Annotated in this window: 16 protein-coding genes; 6 read left to right on the top strand and 10 right to left on the bottom strand. The window is 56.4% G+C overall.

The features are described from left to right. The first annotated feature begins 14 nt into the window (after positions 1 to 14). The 6 genes from shc to ABJK70_RS00900 are packed head-to-tail and all read left to right on the top strand — an operon-like array spanning position 15 to position 8,877. Positions 15 to 1,982, top strand: coding sequence for a squalene--hopene cyclase (gene shc / locus ABJK70_RS00925; RefSeq protein WP_156879645.1), 1,968 nt, complete (start codon positions 15 to 17; stop codon positions 1,980 to 1,982). Then, positions 1,979 to 2,704: a hypothetical protein gene (locus ABJK70_RS00920; RefSeq protein ID WP_086134989.1), complete on the top strand. Its 726-nt coding sequence runs from the start codon at positions 1,979 to 1,981 to the stop codon at positions 2,702 to 2,704. Before shc ends, ABJK70_RS00920 begins: the two co-directional genes overlap by 4 nt. Before the next feature lie 20 nt (positions 2,705 to 2,724). After that, the gene (locus ABJK70_RS00915) at positions 2,725 to 5,352 is read left to right on the top strand and encodes an MMPL family transporter (RefSeq protein ID WP_077730373.1); all 2,628 of its coding nucleotides are present in this window, start codon (positions 2,725 to 2,727) and stop codon (positions 5,350 to 5,352) included. A 52-nt stretch (positions 5,353 to 5,404) separates the two neighbouring features. After that, positions 5,405 to 6,793 carry an aspartate aminotransferase family protein gene (locus tag ABJK70_RS00910; protein WP_077730372.1) on the top strand — a complete coding sequence of 463 codons (1,389 nt, stop codon included), beginning with the start codon at positions 5,405 to 5,407 and terminating at the stop codon, positions 6,791 to 6,793. A gap of 33 nt (positions 6,794 to 6,826) precedes the next feature. Beyond that, the gene (locus tag ABJK70_RS00905) at positions 6,827 to 7,216 is read left to right on the top strand and encodes a copper resistance CopC family protein (protein ID WP_240502511.1); all 390 of its coding nucleotides are present in this window, start codon (positions 6,827 to 6,829) and stop codon (positions 7,214 to 7,216) included. A gap of 5 nt (positions 7,217 to 7,221) precedes the next feature. After that, the gene (locus ABJK70_RS00900) at positions 7,222 to 8,877 is read left to right on the top strand and encodes a CopD family protein (RefSeq protein ID WP_086134990.1); all 1,656 of its coding nucleotides are present in this window, start codon (positions 7,222 to 7,224) and stop codon (positions 8,875 to 8,877) included. Positions 8,878 to 9,043: 166 nt separating this feature from the next. Here the strand turns inward: ABJK70_RS00900 and ABJK70_RS00895 are convergent, their stop codons facing one another. The 10 genes from ABJK70_RS00895 to ABJK70_RS00850 all read right to left on the bottom strand — a co-directional run. Continuing rightward, positions 9,044 to 9,661 carry an HpnM family protein gene (locus ABJK70_RS00895; RefSeq protein ID WP_077730369.1) on the bottom strand — a complete coding sequence of 206 codons (618 nt, stop codon included), beginning with the start codon at positions 9,659 to 9,661 and terminating at the stop codon, positions 9,044 to 9,046. Between the two features lie 180 nt (positions 9,662 to 9,841). Then, positions 9,842 to 10,234, bottom strand: coding sequence for a DUF2802 domain-containing protein (locus ABJK70_RS00890; RefSeq protein WP_086134992.1), 393 nt, complete (start codon positions 10,232 to 10,234; stop codon positions 9,842 to 9,844). Further along, positions 10,234 to 10,395 carry a hypothetical protein gene (locus ABJK70_RS00885; protein ID WP_156879648.1) on the bottom strand — a complete coding sequence of 54 codons (162 nt, stop codon included), beginning with the start codon at positions 10,393 to 10,395 and terminating at the stop codon, positions 10,234 to 10,236. Before ABJK70_RS00885 ends, ABJK70_RS00890 begins: the two co-directional genes overlap by 1 nt. A 52-nt stretch (positions 10,396 to 10,447) precedes the next feature. After that, positions 10,448 to 10,924 (bottom strand): chemotaxis protein CheW, encoded by a 477-nt coding sequence (locus ABJK70_RS00880; protein WP_347257264.1) that lies wholly within the window; start codon positions 10,922 to 10,924, stop codon positions 10,448 to 10,450. Between the two features lie 21 nt (positions 10,925 to 10,945). Continuing rightward, positions 10,946 to 11,581: a chemotaxis protein CheW gene (locus ABJK70_RS00875; protein ID WP_086134994.1), complete on the bottom strand. Its 636-nt coding sequence runs from the start codon at positions 11,579 to 11,581 to the stop codon at positions 10,946 to 10,948. After that, entirely contained in the window at positions 11,578 to 12,381 is an 804-nt protein-coding gene (locus ABJK70_RS00870; RefSeq protein ID WP_077730365.1) for a ParA family protein, read from the bottom strand. The genes ABJK70_RS00875 and ABJK70_RS00870 overlap by 4 nt, the downstream gene beginning before the upstream one ends. Continuing rightward, on the bottom strand, positions 12,378 to 13,271 hold the full coding sequence (gene motD, locus ABJK70_RS00865) for a flagellar motor protein MotD (protein WP_077730364.1): 894 nt from the start codon (positions 13,269 to 13,271) through the stop codon (positions 12,378 to 12,380). Before motD ends, ABJK70_RS00870 begins: the two co-directional genes overlap by 4 nt. A gap of 7 nt (positions 13,272 to 13,278) precedes the next feature. After that, positions 13,279 to 14,022: a flagellar motor protein gene (locus ABJK70_RS00860; RefSeq protein WP_077730363.1), complete on the bottom strand. Its 744-nt coding sequence runs from the start codon at positions 14,020 to 14,022 to the stop codon at positions 13,279 to 13,281. Positions 14,023 to 14,024: 2 nt separating this feature from the next. Then, on the bottom strand, positions 14,025 to 15,074 hold the full coding sequence (locus ABJK70_RS00855) for a chemotaxis response regulator protein-glutamate methylesterase (protein ID WP_086134996.1): 1,050 nt from the start codon (positions 15,072 to 15,074) through the stop codon (positions 14,025 to 14,027). 24 nt (positions 15,075 to 15,098) lie between these two features. Then, a partial coding sequence (locus ABJK70_RS00850; RefSeq protein WP_347257263.1) for a chemotaxis protein CheW occupies positions 15,099 to 15,691 on the bottom strand: 593 nt, incomplete at its 5' end.

Here is a 15,691-nt window from a genome sequence, read left to right as displayed (position 1 = left end):
GGGATTCCTTGCTCATGTTGAAAGAAGCGACTGCACTTTCCGCTCTCGATACGGCTTTCCTCCAGCCTTATAACGAATCACCCTTGGATAACGCTATCCGTCGCGCCAAAAAGGAGTTGCTCGGATTGCAGCACCAGTCCGGCTACTGGGTGTTCGAGCTCGAAGCGGACTGCACGATTCCATCCGAGTACATCTTGATGATGCACTACATGGACGAAATCGACGCAGCATTACAGGCCAAGATCGCCAACTACCTGCGCGCCAACCAGCAGGCAGACGGCAGCTATCCGTTGTTCTTCGGAGGTCCTGGCGATATCAGCTGTACTGTCAAAGCCTATTACGCACTGAAACTGGCCGGCGACGACATCGACGCTCCGCATATGAAGAAAGCCAGAGCATGGATTCTGGCCCAAGGCGGCGCGGCACGCTCCAACGTCTTCACCCGCATCATGCTGGCCATGTTCGAGCAAGTGCCGTGGCGCGCCGTGCCGTTCATTCCGGTGGAAATCATGCTGCTGCCGCGCTGGTTTCCGTTCCACTTGGACAAGGTCTCCTATTGGTCGCGCACAGTGATGGTTCCCTTGTTCATCCTGTGCAGCTACAAGGTTAAAGCGCGCAACCCAAGAAAGATCGGCATTCGCGAACTCTTTACTGTCGATCCGGAAAAGGAAAAAGGATATTTCAGCCACGTAAAGACGCCGCTCGGCAAGAGTATTCTGGCGCTGGAACGCATCGGCCGCCTGATGGAGCCGCTCATCCCAAAAGCGATGCGGCGAAAAGCCACCGAGAAAGCACGCGATTGGTTCATGGCACGATTGAACGGGGTAGACGGTTTGGGCGCCATCTTCCCCGCCATGGTCAACGCTTATGAAGCCATGGACTACTTGGGTTTTCCACCGGAAAACGAGCATCGCCGCATAGCCAAGGAGGCCATCGAACGCCTGCTTGTCGTCGGCGAAAACAGCGCTTATTGCCAGCCGTGCGTATCGCCGATTTGGGACACCGGGCTATCCAGCCTGGCACTGCAGGAAGTCAACAGGTTCGAGAAGGATCCCGAGATCGACGACGCACTAACTCGCGGGCTACGCTGGCTGGCGAGCAAGCAGTTGACCGACGAGCCGGGTGACTGGCGTATCAACCGGCCGAATTTGGAAGGCGGCGGATGGGCTTTCCAGTTCGAAAACACTTATTACCCCGACGTGGATGACAGCGCCGTAGTCGCCCAAGCCTTGGCTCAGGCCGAAAACCACGAGTTCGACGAGAACATTCGCCGCGCCACCAACTGGATTGCCGGCATGCAATCCGACAACGGCGGATTTGGTGCGTTCGATGCGAACAACACGCATTATTACCTGAATCACATTCCGTTCGCGGATCACGGCGCCCTGCTCGATCCGCCCACCGCCGACGTCAGCGGACGCTGCGCGATGTTCTTGGGCAAGATGCTGGAACAACGCCCGGATCTTAAACCGGCGCTGGATCGTACGATCGAATATCTGAGAAAAGAACAGGAAGCCGATGGCTCGTGGTTCGGTCGCTGGGGCACCAATTACATCTACGGCACCTGGTCGGTACTCGTAGGCTTCGAGGCGGCAGGCATCCCCAAGACCGACCCGAGCATACAGAAAGCCATCGCTTGGCTGAAGAGCGTACAACGCCCGGACGGCGGCTGGGGCGAGGACAACTTGACCTATCACGACGCCAGCCCGGAACGGCGGGGCCGTTTTCACACCAGCACGGCCTTTCAGACCGGATTGGCCTTGCTCGCGCTGATGGCGGCAGGCGATACCGATTCGCCCGAAGTCGAGGCCGGCATAGATTACCTCGTCAGAACGCAAAACGCCGATGGTTTCTGGAAGGACGAATGCTTCACCGCGCCGGGCTTCCCGCGGGTCTTTTATCTCAAATACCACGGCTACGACAAATTTTTCCCGCTGTGGGCGTTGGCGCGTTATCGTAACGAGCGCTACGGCACGGCGTGAAGTCCCTTGGGTTTGTGATTGCGCTGCCGGCCGAGGCTCGTACCCTCGTCCGGCAGCGCGTCTGCTTTGACGACCTGCTGGAACTGCCGGACGGTCATCGGTTGGCCGTCTCCGGCTCCGGTCCGAATCATGCGCGCAGTGCCGCATTCCGACTTCTCGAACACAAGGTCGATGCCTTAATCAGCTGGGGCTGTGCGGCGGCCCTCGACGGTTCCATGAATGCAGGCGATCTGGTATTGCCCGATCGAATCTTAAGCCCGGACGGCATCGAGCATGCGGTCTGCCCCGAATGGCACGACCGGGTTCGGCAAGCCTTAGCCCCGATGCTGCCGGTCACGACGGGCCTTCTGCTGGGAAGCCCCAAGGTCGTCGCGAACGCGGCGGAAAAACGAGAACTTCATGCCAGCAAAGGCGCAGTTGCACTCGATATGGAAAGCGCCTCCGTAGCCTCGGTCGCAAACGCCCGGGGCGTACCTTTTCTAGCAGTTAGAGCCATCGCCGATCCGGCATGCATGAACCTTCCCAACTCCGTGGCCGTCGCCGTAGATGAACGCGGCGACGTCAACATTCCGAAGCTCCTGAGATATGCCTTGGCTCATCCTGCCGAATTCGTTGCCTTGGCCCGACTGGGGAAGGCTTTTTACGCAGCCGCAAATACACTTCGCCGAACGGCGCATCTTTTGAGAACCGACATCTCTCTTACGCCGTCCGCCGACCGTTAATTCTCGCAACTAAAACGTCGATGAGCAGAACCGCCGAGAACCTTTTTATTCGTGTCGTCCACTGGTGGGAAGAAAACTTCCTCAACCGGCCGTGGTTAGTCACTTTGCTGTTCCTGATCGCCTCCGGCTTTACGCTCCAGTACACCATGGAGAACCTGAAGTTCGACACGAACACGGCGGACATGATTTCGACGGAGCTGCCATTCCAGAAAAACCGCATCAAGCTGGAAAAAGCATTCCCTCAGGATGTCAGTACCATCATTCTCCTGGTCGAGGGAAAAACGCCGGAGGAAACCGCCGACGCCGTCAAACTGATCGGCGAGAAACTCAGACAAAATAGGACCGAAATCAAGTCGGTCCATATTCCGGACGAGGGAGAATTTTTCGCTAGGAACGGCTTGTTATATTTGGATTTAGAAGAATTGGAGGATTTGTCCGCCCAACTCGCAAATGCCCAACCTTTTATCGGCCGGATTTCCGAAAACAACAGTCTCGGCGGTCTCCTCGATATCTTGGGCGAGGCCTTGAAGGCTTCGGAAGAAGGCTTCGAAATCGAACTGAATCCTTTGCTAGAGAAAATTCGCGAGGCGGTCGTTGCAACGAGCGAAGGCAAGCCTTACCGGCTGTCGTGGCAGCAATTGATGCTCACCCGAGATGAGGGGCTCGGGGTCACCAAGCGGTTTATTAATATCACGCCGGTCCTCAATTTCGAGGAATTGCTGCCCGCCGAAAAAGCAATCGGGGCTATCGATAAAGTTTTGGCAGAAGTACTGCAGGGCGATCTTGCCGATGTCAGCGTCCGCAAAACCGGCGAGGTGGTGCTGGAGCACGAGGAAATGCAGACCGTCGGAACCGGGGTTTCGATCGCCAGCGTCGCATCCCTTATTCTCGTGTCCGCCACCTTGTGGGTCGCTTACCGATCCTTCAAGCTGATGTTCGCCACTTTCGTCGCGTTGACCATGGGGCTGATTTTTTCGCTCGGTTTCGCTACCGTCGCCATCGGCCAGCTCAATCTGATCTCCATCGGCTTCGCAGTCTTGTTCATCGGCATGGGCGATGCGTATTCCTCCCATTTCTGTCTGCGTTACCGGGAATTGGTCCTGCGCGGCGTCTCCCAACGGGAAGCGTTGCGGGAAACCTTGACATCCACCGGCTCCTCGCTCGTTCTCTGCTCCATCACCGCGGCAACCGGCCTCTATGCCTTCATCCCCACCAACTACTCCGGAGTCGCGGAACTCGGTATTATCGCCGGCACCAGCATGTTCATCGCTCTGGCGACGACCTTCACCATACTGCCGGCGCTGTTGAAGATCATGCCCTTGAGGCCGCCACGTCGGCGCAAGGAAAAGAAAGGCGCATCGTTCCTGTCCTCGAACTGGCCGATCCGCTATGCCCCATCGATTCGCACGGCCACGGTTGTTCTTGGCTTGATCTCCGTGGGTCTCCTCTGTGACGTCACCGTGGACTTCAATCCGATCAACCTGCGCGATCCCAATACGGAATCGGTCAAGACCTTTAAATATCTGCTGCAATTCGAAGACACCTCCCCCATGACATTGGCTTCCCTGGCACGGAGCGAAGCCGAGGTCAAAGCCAAGAAAGCCGCATTCGAGTCCTTGCCAACAGTCGACAAGGTTGTCAGCATTTTCGACTTCATTCCGGAGAATCAGGACGATAAGCTCGCGATTATCAGCGATTTGTCGCTCATCATGGGTCCTCAACTCGAGAGCTTCCCCCCGTCCACGCGAGAGAAAGTCGATCCCCAGGTCATCGAGAATTTTCATCAGGTGTTGCGGGACCGTGCTGCGGCAGGTGAAAACGGCGTAATCAAAGCCTTGGACGAAGCTCTGACGCAGTTGCACGCCCGCCTGGAAACCGCCGACGAAAGCACGCGTCAAGCGATGCTCGGCCGGCTTCAGGACAGCATTTTAGGCCCGCTTCCGGCTACCATCGCCAATCTTCGCGAAAGCCTTCAGGCCCATCCGATTTCCATGGGGACCTTACCTCCCGACCTGAAAAATCGCTGGGTCAGCGCCGACGGACTGTACCGTCTACAAATCTTCCCGAATAAAGACTTGAACGATCTCGAGAACTTGCGCGAATTCATCCTTGAGGCGCAAAAAGTCGACAAGAATGTAACCGACGTGCCGGTCGCTTATCTCGAATCCATGAACGAGGCCATCAACGCCTTTCAGCAAGCGTTCGGCATTGCCTTCGTCGCCACCACGATCCTGTTGCTGCTGATCGTACGAAATCTGAAGGACACGCTGTTGGTCCTGCTGCCGCTGCTGCTGGCGTCCCTATTTACCGCCGCCTCGACGGTGCTGTTCGATATCCCGTTCAACTTCGCCAATATCATCGCCCTGCCCTTGCTTTTCGGTCTGGGAGTCGACAACGGCATTCACATGGCACACCGTCTACACTATCTGCATTCGAACGATGAAAACCTGCTCAGTACCAGCGAAGCACAAGGAATATTCTACGGCTCGCTGACGACCGTATTCAGCTTCGGCAGCCTAGCCTTTACCGCTCATCAAGGCACCGCCAGCATGGGAATGATCCTGACCATCGGCCTCATGCTCACCCTGATCTGCGCGTTGGTCGTGCTGCCCGCCTTCAGTACGCTGAGAGTCTCCCACCGGCGTTGATCCGTGTAAAATTCGAGCGTCTTTTTAGCCCTAGATAATTCCCGAGGTCTTGATGTCCACCTACATTGCGGATTTGCTGGCCACCCATCGCGGCAAGAACTTCGAACTCCACGAAAATTACTTGAATACCCAAATGGTGCGGGTGCTCAAGGCCATCGGCTATGACCGCATCTACACCAGAGCCCGTGGCCCGTATCTTTATGACGATCAGAATAACGAATATTTGGATCTCTTGAGCGGCTTCGGCGTGTTTGCCCTAGGCCGCAATCATCCCGAGATCATTCAGGCGCTTCAGGACGTACTGCAAAGCGAATTGCCAGACATGGTACAGATGGACGTATCCGTGCTGAGCGGTCTCCTCGCGGAGCAAATTCTGAAGCGCTGCCCGGACAATCTCAGCAAGATGTTCTTTTGCAATTCCGGTGCGGAAGCCGTCGAAGCGGCGATCAAATTCAGCCGCTATACGACCAGGCGGGAAAAAATCGTCTACTGTGATCACGGGTTCCACGGCCTCACCATGGGCGCGCTTTCACTGAACGGCGAAAAGATTTTCCGCGAAGGTTTCGGTCCTTTGTTGCCGGAATGCGTCACGGTTCCGTTCAATGACATCAAGGCTTTGGACGAGGCCTTGCGCAACAAAGATGTCGCGGCCTTTATCGTCGAGCCGATTCAGGGAAAAGGCGTCAACCTGCCGAGCGACGACTACCTGCCGGAAGCGGCTCGCTTGTGCGCCAAATACGGAACGCTTTTTGTCGCCGACGAGATCCAAACCGGCATCGGCCGCACCGGCAAGTTTTGGGCTATCGAGCACTGGGGCGTGAAACCCGACATGATTCTGATGGCGAAGGCACTGTCCGGTGGTTTCATCCCGGTGGGCGCCGTGGCGATGACCAAGAGCATCATGGATGCCGTCTTCAGCCGTATGGATCGCGCCGTAGTTCATGGTTCAACCTTCTCCAAGAACAATATGGCCATGGCGGCGGGGCTCGCTGCACTCAAGGTCATCGATGATGAAAAGCTGCTGGAGAACGCCGAACATCTCGGGGAAAAACTTCTGGCCGGAATGCAGAACCTGGTCGACAAGTACGAGTTGTTCCAGGAAGTCCGCGGAAAGGGACTGATGATCGCTCTGGAGTTCGGCTCTCCCAAGAGCTTCTCCTTAAAGGCTGCCTGGAACCTCCTGGAAACCGCCAATAAAGGGCTGTTCAGCCAAATGATCACGATTCCGCTGTTCAAGAACCATCGTATCTTGAGCCAAGTCGCCGGGCATGGCATGAACGTGGTGAAGTTTCTCCCTCCGTTGGTGATTAACGAAAACGATACGCAGTGGGTCCTCACTGCTCTCGACGATGTCATCGCCGATTGCCACAAGGTTCCCGGAGCCATCTGGGACCTTGGGAAAAACCTTACCAGCCATGCACTTAAGTCCAAAGCGGGCTGATTTCCATCATCCACGACCAACACCGGCACCACCATGCACCAACCACTCTCTTCTCGCAGCCGTAAATTTGCCGTTTTGCTGTTTTCCATGTCTTTGCTGCTGGCCTATGGCCAACGGCCTTGGGCGCACGCCGTCGTCACCGAATCCTCTCTGACCCAAAACCCGATTCAGCCGAATCACGCGACGACGGTAGTACTCTTTTTCAATTCCAATGTGGAATTGCCTTTGTCCCGAGTTTTTCTGGTCAGCAAAGGCGATGTCTTCCATCCGGTACAAATCGAAAAAGGCAAGAAACCGGGCGAGATGCGCATCCAGGTGCCCGCACTGACGCCAGGCGAATATGCCTTGAAATACAAGGTATTCGCTGCGGATGGACACTTCACGGAAAATGTCATTCGTTTCCACGTCTCTGAACCGCGGTAACCCCTATGTACATGCAAGGTTTGGCCAATTTCATCGATGATTTCCTCGGCGGGCTGATTTTGATCAGCTACGCGTTAGTAGTGGGGAGCCTGCTCTGGAGTGCGTTTATCCTCAGAGTATGGTCGCCCGGATTCGCCGCGCATGAATCCGTGGTCCGCCGAGCCGTTAGCTTGCTGCGCGCCGGCGCCATCGCCCTAGCTATCACCCAAGGGCTCAAATTGATCATCAAAGCCGTGGTTCTGGCATCGGTCTTGGGCGATTTTCCGGCCGACGCTTATATGGGCACCGTTCAGTTCCAGGCCGGTTTGATACGTTTCCTGCTTGCCTTGGGTCTGATCTACATCGCCGGCCAGTTGCGCCAAATACCGGATAAGCGGTTTTTGTGGAATCTCGCTGCGATTTCGATGATTCCCATGGTGATTGCCGGCGCCTGGCTGGTGCATGGCGTGGGCCGCTTCGAATATCGGGAGCAGCTCATGACCATGACCGTTCTCCACCAGTTTGCGGCGGCCGTGTGGTTCGGCGGCGTTGCGCAACTTTTGTCGCTCTGGCACATGAGCCGGGAATCTCAAGAGGCAAAAGCACTATGGCCCATCGCGATCACCCGTTTTGCGCTGCTCGGCGTCAGTTCCGTCGTCGTTCTTCTGTTGACCGGGCTTCCCCTGGCCTGGACTTACGTCGGCAGCTGGGATGGCCTTTTCGGCACCGGTTACGGCAGCCTGGTCGTCACCAAAGTCGTTCTTCTCATGGTCGCGCTCGGCTTCGCCTATCTGAATCACCGGGCCGGTCGGCAGTGGTTGAGACACCGCCAAACCGAAGGACTGAATAACAAGGTTCCGCATTACATCGAGGCCGAGACCTTCATACTGGTAGGGATACTTTTCATCGCCGCCACCCTGTCCTCGCAGCCGCCGTCGGAAGATATCAAGGAACTGTCCGCGACCGTCTCCGAAGTCGCCGAGATGTTCACCCCGCGCATGCCGCGCCTGACCTCGCCCACGCACGAGCAACTCCTGGCCGGTGAGCCGGGGCGTGTGGCGGTGGTCGACAAAGTTCCCTCACCCGCGGCCACGGAATGGTCGGATTACAATCACAACGTGTCCGGAGTCTTCCTGACCTTGATGGGATTGGTCGCTATGCTTTCCTACTACAGGCGGTTCGAATGGGCGAGGTATTGGCCGCTGGGCTTCGTAGGATTGAGCATTTTTCTCTTCTTCCGTAGCGACGCCGAGACTTGGCCCTTAGGCCCGATCGGCTTTTGGGAAAGCACCTTCGGCAACGGCGAGGTGTTCCAGCATCGTATCGCCACCCTTCTGGCTTTCGCATTGGGGGTTATGGAGATGCGCGCGCGCACCAATCGGAACGCCGACCGATTGCGCTATACGTTCCCGGTCTTGTGCGCGTTCGGCGGCATTTTGCTGCTCACCCATGCCCATGCGGAGTTCGAGCTGAAGAGCGAATACCTCATCCAGTCCACGCACACCGCGATGGGGCTCCTGGCCGTCATCATGGCGAGCGGGCGCTGGCTGGAACTGCGCTTGGCGGAACCCAACGTGAGTTACGGCGGGTATGTGGACGGAAAGATTGCGGGATTTATATCCATCGTGGCGATGTTCCTGATCGGCGCGATATTGCTGGTCTACCGAGAACCGTTGTTCTGAAGCCGAAACAGGAAAAGCACTCTATTCTAGTTGCGTGGCTGAAACGCCTTAGGGACAAACGAAAATGCCCGCCACTCACGTGACGGGCATTTTTTGTTACGAACTGTAATCCAAGATAAGAAAGAACCGCCTCGAACGCATTTGCACGGCCTGCGGCGGCGCCTCATTATCCGGACGTCGCATTATTACTCGAGTAATCGGCGATCTTTTGGGACAGTTTGTTCAGAAGACTGTCGAATCCCTCGCGGTCGATGACACTGGTATATTGGGCCTTCTTGAGCGCCAAATCGCTGATACCGTCCACGATGATATTGATGATGTGCCACTGCCCGCCGAACTGGTTCACGATGTATTCGAACTTGATGGGCTTTTCATCCGGCGAAGTAAGAAAGTAGCGTAGCAGCACGCGATCGCTCTTCATGTCTTGGGCGGAATCGTATTTGAATTCTTCCCCCGAGTAGCCGTTAAACTGCGCGGCATAAGTGGCAATACTTAGATCGGTCAACTTCTCGATAAAAGCCTTTTTCTGTTCTTTATCCAGTTTCTTCCAGTGATTTCCAAGCGCGATCTGGGAAACAGCCTCGAACTCGAACACTTGCTTGACCACCGGCTCTAGCTTTTTGTAACGTCCTTGATATCCCAATTGTTTCGCATCCTTCATAACGTCAATTAACGTGTTGTTGAGCAAGTCTACGGTTTTCTTGGCTTCCGTAGGGGCCTCCGCTGCAACGGACAACGGAGCTAAAGCAATTAGAAACAATCCCAGGAAAAATTGAAGAAACATTGTCTTTCCCATAAGTCCGAAATCGAAATCGTCGCGACTATATCATAAAACGCCAATCAGAACGCTACGCTTAGTTGCGATCGCGCTACGTTTTTGCGTCTGAGCAACACATAATCTTCGAATCGAGCTCCTGGTATTCGATTCAGAAGCGTGAGAATCGTTCTCGACAGCCGGCTCGACTTATTGACCCTGTCGCTGCGCATAAAGATGCGCCAGCAAGTTTGCCTCGGATAGGGAAAGGCCCAACTGGGACACCAGCTCCTGGGGAGCGACGCCGTCCTTAAGTCTTTCGATTGCAGCTCGATAGGATTGGTAGCCGGTATCCTGCGACGAGAGCGACGCCAGTCTCTCGTCGCACTCTCGAAGCCGGCGTTCTTGATCCAGCATACGCCGATCCACTTGCACGGCGGCTGCCGACAGCCCGATCAAGTCGTTTTGCTGCTGTACGAGCCGTGCGCCCAGCGTTGCATAATCGCGCCTGAGGGCCAGGCAAGCACGGGTCAGCATGAGCATTCCCGCCACCAACGCGACGATCAGCCCGACCAGAATAAAATAGGGGAGATGCCAATCCATCAGGCGTATTCATCGATATGGGGCAGCGAATCATCACTCGCCGGTCCCGGTTTTTTCTTTTCTTGTGAATCGGGCTTTTGCTGTTTGCGATTCTCGTCGCCTTTGACCTTGTTCGCCGCCGGCAAAGGTCCGACGTGTTCGACGGGATGAATCTCGACCATAACCCTATCTCGCCATTCTTCGAAAAAGCTCTCCCTCCCAGGGTGGGCGGGATCAAAGCAGATCGAGCTGCGCCTTGTCTTCGTCGTTCAAGAACTGATTCAGGTCGACCAGAATCAGCAAGTCGCCATTATGACTCGTCACGCCCTGAATGTATCGGGCGCTTTCTTCATTGCCGACGCTGGGAGCCGATTCGATTTCGGAGGCTCTGAGTTCGACCACCTCCGCGACACTATCGACCAAAATACCGATGACTTGATCGTCCGCCTCGATAATGACGATCCTCGACGCATCGTCCGGCTGCTTGGGAGGCAGCGCGAAGCGCCGCCGGGTATCGATTACCGTCACCACGTTTCCGCGCAAATTGATGATACCCACCACATAATCCGGCGCTCCCGGAACCGGCGCAATTTCGGTGACACGCAGCACCTCCTGTACCTGCATTACGTTGATGCCGTAAGTTTCTTCGCCCAAACGGAATGTGACCCACTGATTCACCGGGTCGCTGCGTCTTGCCAACGCTTCGCTCATATTACCCTCTCGCCTCTAGCATTATCGTAAAACTCTCAGATTTTTGGATCGGCCGGCCGGAATCAGGCTGTGCGGATCCACCAGCACGCATAAGCGATCGATAATCGTGCCGGCCGCCCATGCTCGCCGGGATCGGTTTACGCGCCAGCGGACATCGCTTTCGCGCAGCCGGACCATATCGACGATCTCGCCGCACACCAACCCCCACCGCCCTTCATTAAGTAATAAGGCATGACGATGGGAATCTTCTAAGGAGATGGAACGCTTGCCGCCTATGAGAAGCTCCGTGTCCGCCAGTTGAATGATCTCGCCCTGAAATCGGGTCAGCCCTTGAAACCAATCTGGCTTTCCCGGCAAGACCGTCACTCGCGTCGAATCGTCAAGGCGTTCGATTCTCCTCACCTCGGTCAACGGCGCGGCAAGAACCGTATGACCGATTCGAAAATAAACCACTTGAAATTCCGATTGCGCCCAGTCGGGCAAAGCCGCGGGAGCAGACAGGACGGGCTGGGATGCCGCTACCGAGTCGGAATCCGTGCGCTCGGCCGGCAATGCTTCCGACTGGCCGTAGGTTTGATTCAGCAGGTTCCGCAGATAGAAAAGGAGTACTTGATCCTGCCATCCCGTAGTGCTTCGGGCTAGGCGATCGGCTTTCATGCGGTTGCCAAAGCCGGCTCGACCGAGCGTGATCGATTTTGCGACAACATATGCTCGAGCAGTTCGGTGTAGGCGATGACAGCCTTGGCCTTGGGCATGTAATAAGACAGCGGAATTCCGGCGTCGCTCGCTTCCCGCACCTGGGTATCGACCGGAATCACGGAATCCCAGACCTGATCCCCATAACGCTCGCGCATCACCCTGAGGGTTTGTATCGACGCGCGGGTACGCCGATCGAACAAAGTGGGAACGACCGTGTAATCCAATCGCGTTTTCCGAGACTTACCGATCATTTCCAGGGTGTGCAGCATGCGCTCCAGCCCTTTGAGCGCGAGAAACTCGGACAGCACCGGAATGAACAAATGTTCGCAGGCGGCTAGTGCGTTCACCATCAGCACACCCAGCATGGGTGGGCTGTCGATCAGCACGAAATCGTACTGCTTCCGAACGGCTGCCAGACTATTGGCAATTACCAGCCCCATGCCGCCGGCGCCCCCCTGCCGCTCTACGGTCGCGATAGCGGTCGAGGCCGGCAGTACCGACAGCCCTTCGAAATCCGTAGAGGCGATATAAGGACCCGGAAGCAAGCTTTTCTTGGCAATTGCGTCTTGAAACAGGTTGTAGACGCTGACATCGATTTGATCCGGGTTCATTCGGAAATAGCTGGTCAGCGAACCGTGCGGATCGAGATCGATCAATAAAGTTCGGTACCCCCGCGACGCGAGAATCCCCCCCAAGGTAACGACTGTCGTGGTCTTGCCGACGCCGCCTTTCTGGTTGGATACGGCCCAGATTCTCATGGCTTCGAAACCTCCGTCGGAGTGATGGGCGCTTCCGTAGACACCGGCTTTTGCGAAGCGCCGAAATCCTCAATTCGGTCCCCGGAAGAAAGCTTGTAACGAGCCGCTCCGTGGGACATCAGAACGATGACCACTCTCCGATTTTGGTAGCGTCCTTCCTCCGTCCTGTTGTCGGCAATCGGATGATGCTCGCCGTAGCCTATCGCCGCCATGCGGCGCGGATCGATGCCGTTGCTCATCAATTGGTTGACCACCACGGCGGCGCGGGCGGACGACAAGGCCCAGTTGGAAGGAAATTCGGGAGTGTTGATCGGCAGATTATCGGTATGACCCTCGACGTGAATGGTGTTGTCGATTTCGCGGAAAATTTCGGACATTCGGTAAAGTATGGGCAGCGATTCCTTAGAAAGTTCGGCTTTGCCGCTGGAGAAAAACATCCCGCTCTTCATTTCGACCTCCACCCACAGCTCATGGCGTTTGACGGCAACTAAATCGTCCTGAATATACGGCGATAAAGCCGCTTCGATCTGATCCGCCAGGCTCTCGAGCTGGGCGTATTCCGCATCGAGATTCTCCGGCATCGGCCGAGTCTTGTCCTGGGACGATGCCGAACCGTCCGACGCCGCGGGTTCGCCCAAAAGGTCTTGTCCTTTCTTCAACTGGCCGAATTGAATCGGCTCCAGCGTATGCCCGAGGTTGTGCTCCTTCCCCGGCTCCTTGAACACCGCGGAAAGCGACTCCGACAACACCCGATACTTGCCTTCGTTGACCGAAGAAATTGCATACATGACGACAAAAAACGCAAACAAAAGCGTAATGAAATCGGCATAGGAAACCAGCCAGCGCTCCAGGTTCACATGCTCTTCTTCCGAATGCTTCCGCCGCGACATACGTTAGTCATCCGTCTAGGAAACCGGTCAGCTTCATTTCGATATTCCGCGGGTTCTCGCCTTCCGCGATCGAAATGATTCCTTCCAGAATCAGTTCCCGCGCCTGGTTATTGGCCTGTGCTCGGGATTTCAGTTTGTTGGCGATGGGAAGAACGATCAAATTGGCGAGACCGACGCCGTAAATCGTCGCCACGAATGCCGTCGCGATGCCGCTCCCCAGCTTGCTGGGGTCGGACAAATTCTGCATCACGTGAATCAACCCCATGACCGCGCCGATGATTCCCACGGTCGGCGCGTAGCCGCCCATCGCCTCGTATACCTTGGCCGCGCCCAAATCCCGCTGCTGGCGAGCGTATATTTCCACCTCCAAGCTGTCCCTTATGGCCTCGGGCTCGTTGCCGTCGACCAGCAACTGAAGCCCTTTCTTCGCCAGCGGTTCTTTCTCGGCGCTGATGAAGGTCTCTAAGCCGAGCAGACCTTCCCGCCGCGCCAAGGCACTCCAGCTGACGATTTTCTTGATTTGTTCCTTATGATCTATCGGCGGCGTCATGAAGACCCATTTGAGCATTTTGACGGCATAGAAAAACGCTGCCGGCGGCGTTTGCAGCATGGTCGCACCCAGCGTACCGCCGAACACGATCACTATCGCCGGGCCGTTCAGCAGTGACTGGATATGCCCACCCTCGAGCCAATTGCCGCCTAGAACGGCGGCGAGCCCGAGAGTGACTCCGATAATGCTTAAAGGGTCCATGCCTAAAGATTCTTCAATTCGCCGGCCATTTCATCGAGATCGTAGATGCAATCGGCCAGGTTAGCTTCGACGATCGCTTTCGGCATGCCGTAAACGACGCAACTCTGCTCGTTCTGGGCCCAGATGGCCGCGCCCTTGGCTTTCAATTTTTCCGCTCCGAGCTTTCCGTCCGATCCCATGCCGGTCAGCACGATGGCGAGAACCTTGCCGGGCATGTTCTTGGCTATGGAGCTAAACGTGACATCGGCACTGGGACGAAAATGTTCCCCGCTTCCGCTCTCCCGAACGACGACGGTTTTCCGCGCCCCGTGCTCGCTCAGCTCCAACTGAAAGCCGCCGGGCGCCAGAAGAGCGACACCGGGTCGCAGTTCGTCGCCGTTCTGGGCCTCCTTGACCCGAATTCGGCAAAGCTGATCCAGGCGTTCGGCAAAGCTGCCGGTGAAATTTCCCGGCATGTGCTGGACCAAAAGAATGGGGACCGACGCGGTCTCCGGAATTTGCGTCAGAACTTTCTGGATAGCCACCGGGCCGCCGGTAGAAGCGGCGATGACCAGCAAACGGAAATCCCGAAGTTGCGCTTTGGCGGCCGGAGGCCGGGCAACGACCGGAGCGGCGACAGGCCTCGATGGCCGACGGAGCCGCCTCAGCCTCCCCGCATGCTCGGCCAAATCGCGAACGCGCCGCCGCAAAATGCGCTTGGCCAAGTCCTGGTCTCCGCTGATTTCCTGCAATTGTTTGGGCATGAAGTCCATTGCGCCGGCCTCGAGAGCATCCAAGGTAGCCTTGGCGCCCGCTTTGGTGGACGCGGAAAACATCAGAATCGGCGTGGGCCGATCTTTCATGATCTCGCGCACCGCGGTAATACCATCCATTACGGGCATATCCACGTCCATGGTGATGACGTCCGGATTCAAGGATGCCGCCTTTTGCACGGCCTCGGCGCCGTCGGCGGCGCTTCCTACGACCTCCATGTCGCCATCGGCGTTGAGGATTTCGGTCAGTCTGCGGCGTATGAAGCCCGAGTCATCCACCACCAAAACCCTGATCGTCATGAAAACCTCTTAGTTGTCCTAGGCTTAATGCAAGGAGGCGTACCGTTTCATCAAACCGGGTACATCCAGAATGAGGGCGATTTTTCCGTCGCCGGTAATCGTCGCACCGGCCATTCCGCATACTCCCTGGAGTTTCGCACCCAAAGGCTTGATGACGACTTCTTCCTGTCCGACCAAATGATCGACCACGAAGCCGACATGTCGTCCCCCGACATTCACCACCACCACATGGCCGGACTTCCCGCCCTGATTTCTATCATGCCGGTAGCCCGGAACCAGCCATTCCTTGAGATAAAACAATGGCAATGCGCGCTGCCGGACCAGCACCACCAACTGCCCATCGACCGTATTGGACTTCGTGAGGTCGAGGTCCAGGATTTCGACGACGTTCGCCAACGGAAGAGCGAAGGGTTGATTGTTCAGCTTGACCATCAAAGTCGGCATGATGGCCAAAGTCAGCGGCAATTTGATGGTGATGCGGCTGCCCTTCCCCTTGCTCGAATCGATGGCTACCGAGCCGTTCATCTGGGCTATTCGGGTCTTTACCACATCCATGCCGACACCTCGTCCGGAGATATCGGAAATCTCGGACTTGGTGGAAAAGCCGGGCATGAAAA

It is taken from the genome of Methylocaldum sp., assembly GCF_039794385.1.
In the GTDB taxonomy this organism is placed as follows: domain Bacteria; phylum Pseudomonadota; class Gammaproteobacteria; order Methylococcales; family Methylococcaceae; genus Methylocaldum.
Note: the sequence above shows the minus strand (reverse complement) of the source record. Positions and strands in the feature narration are given on the sequence as shown.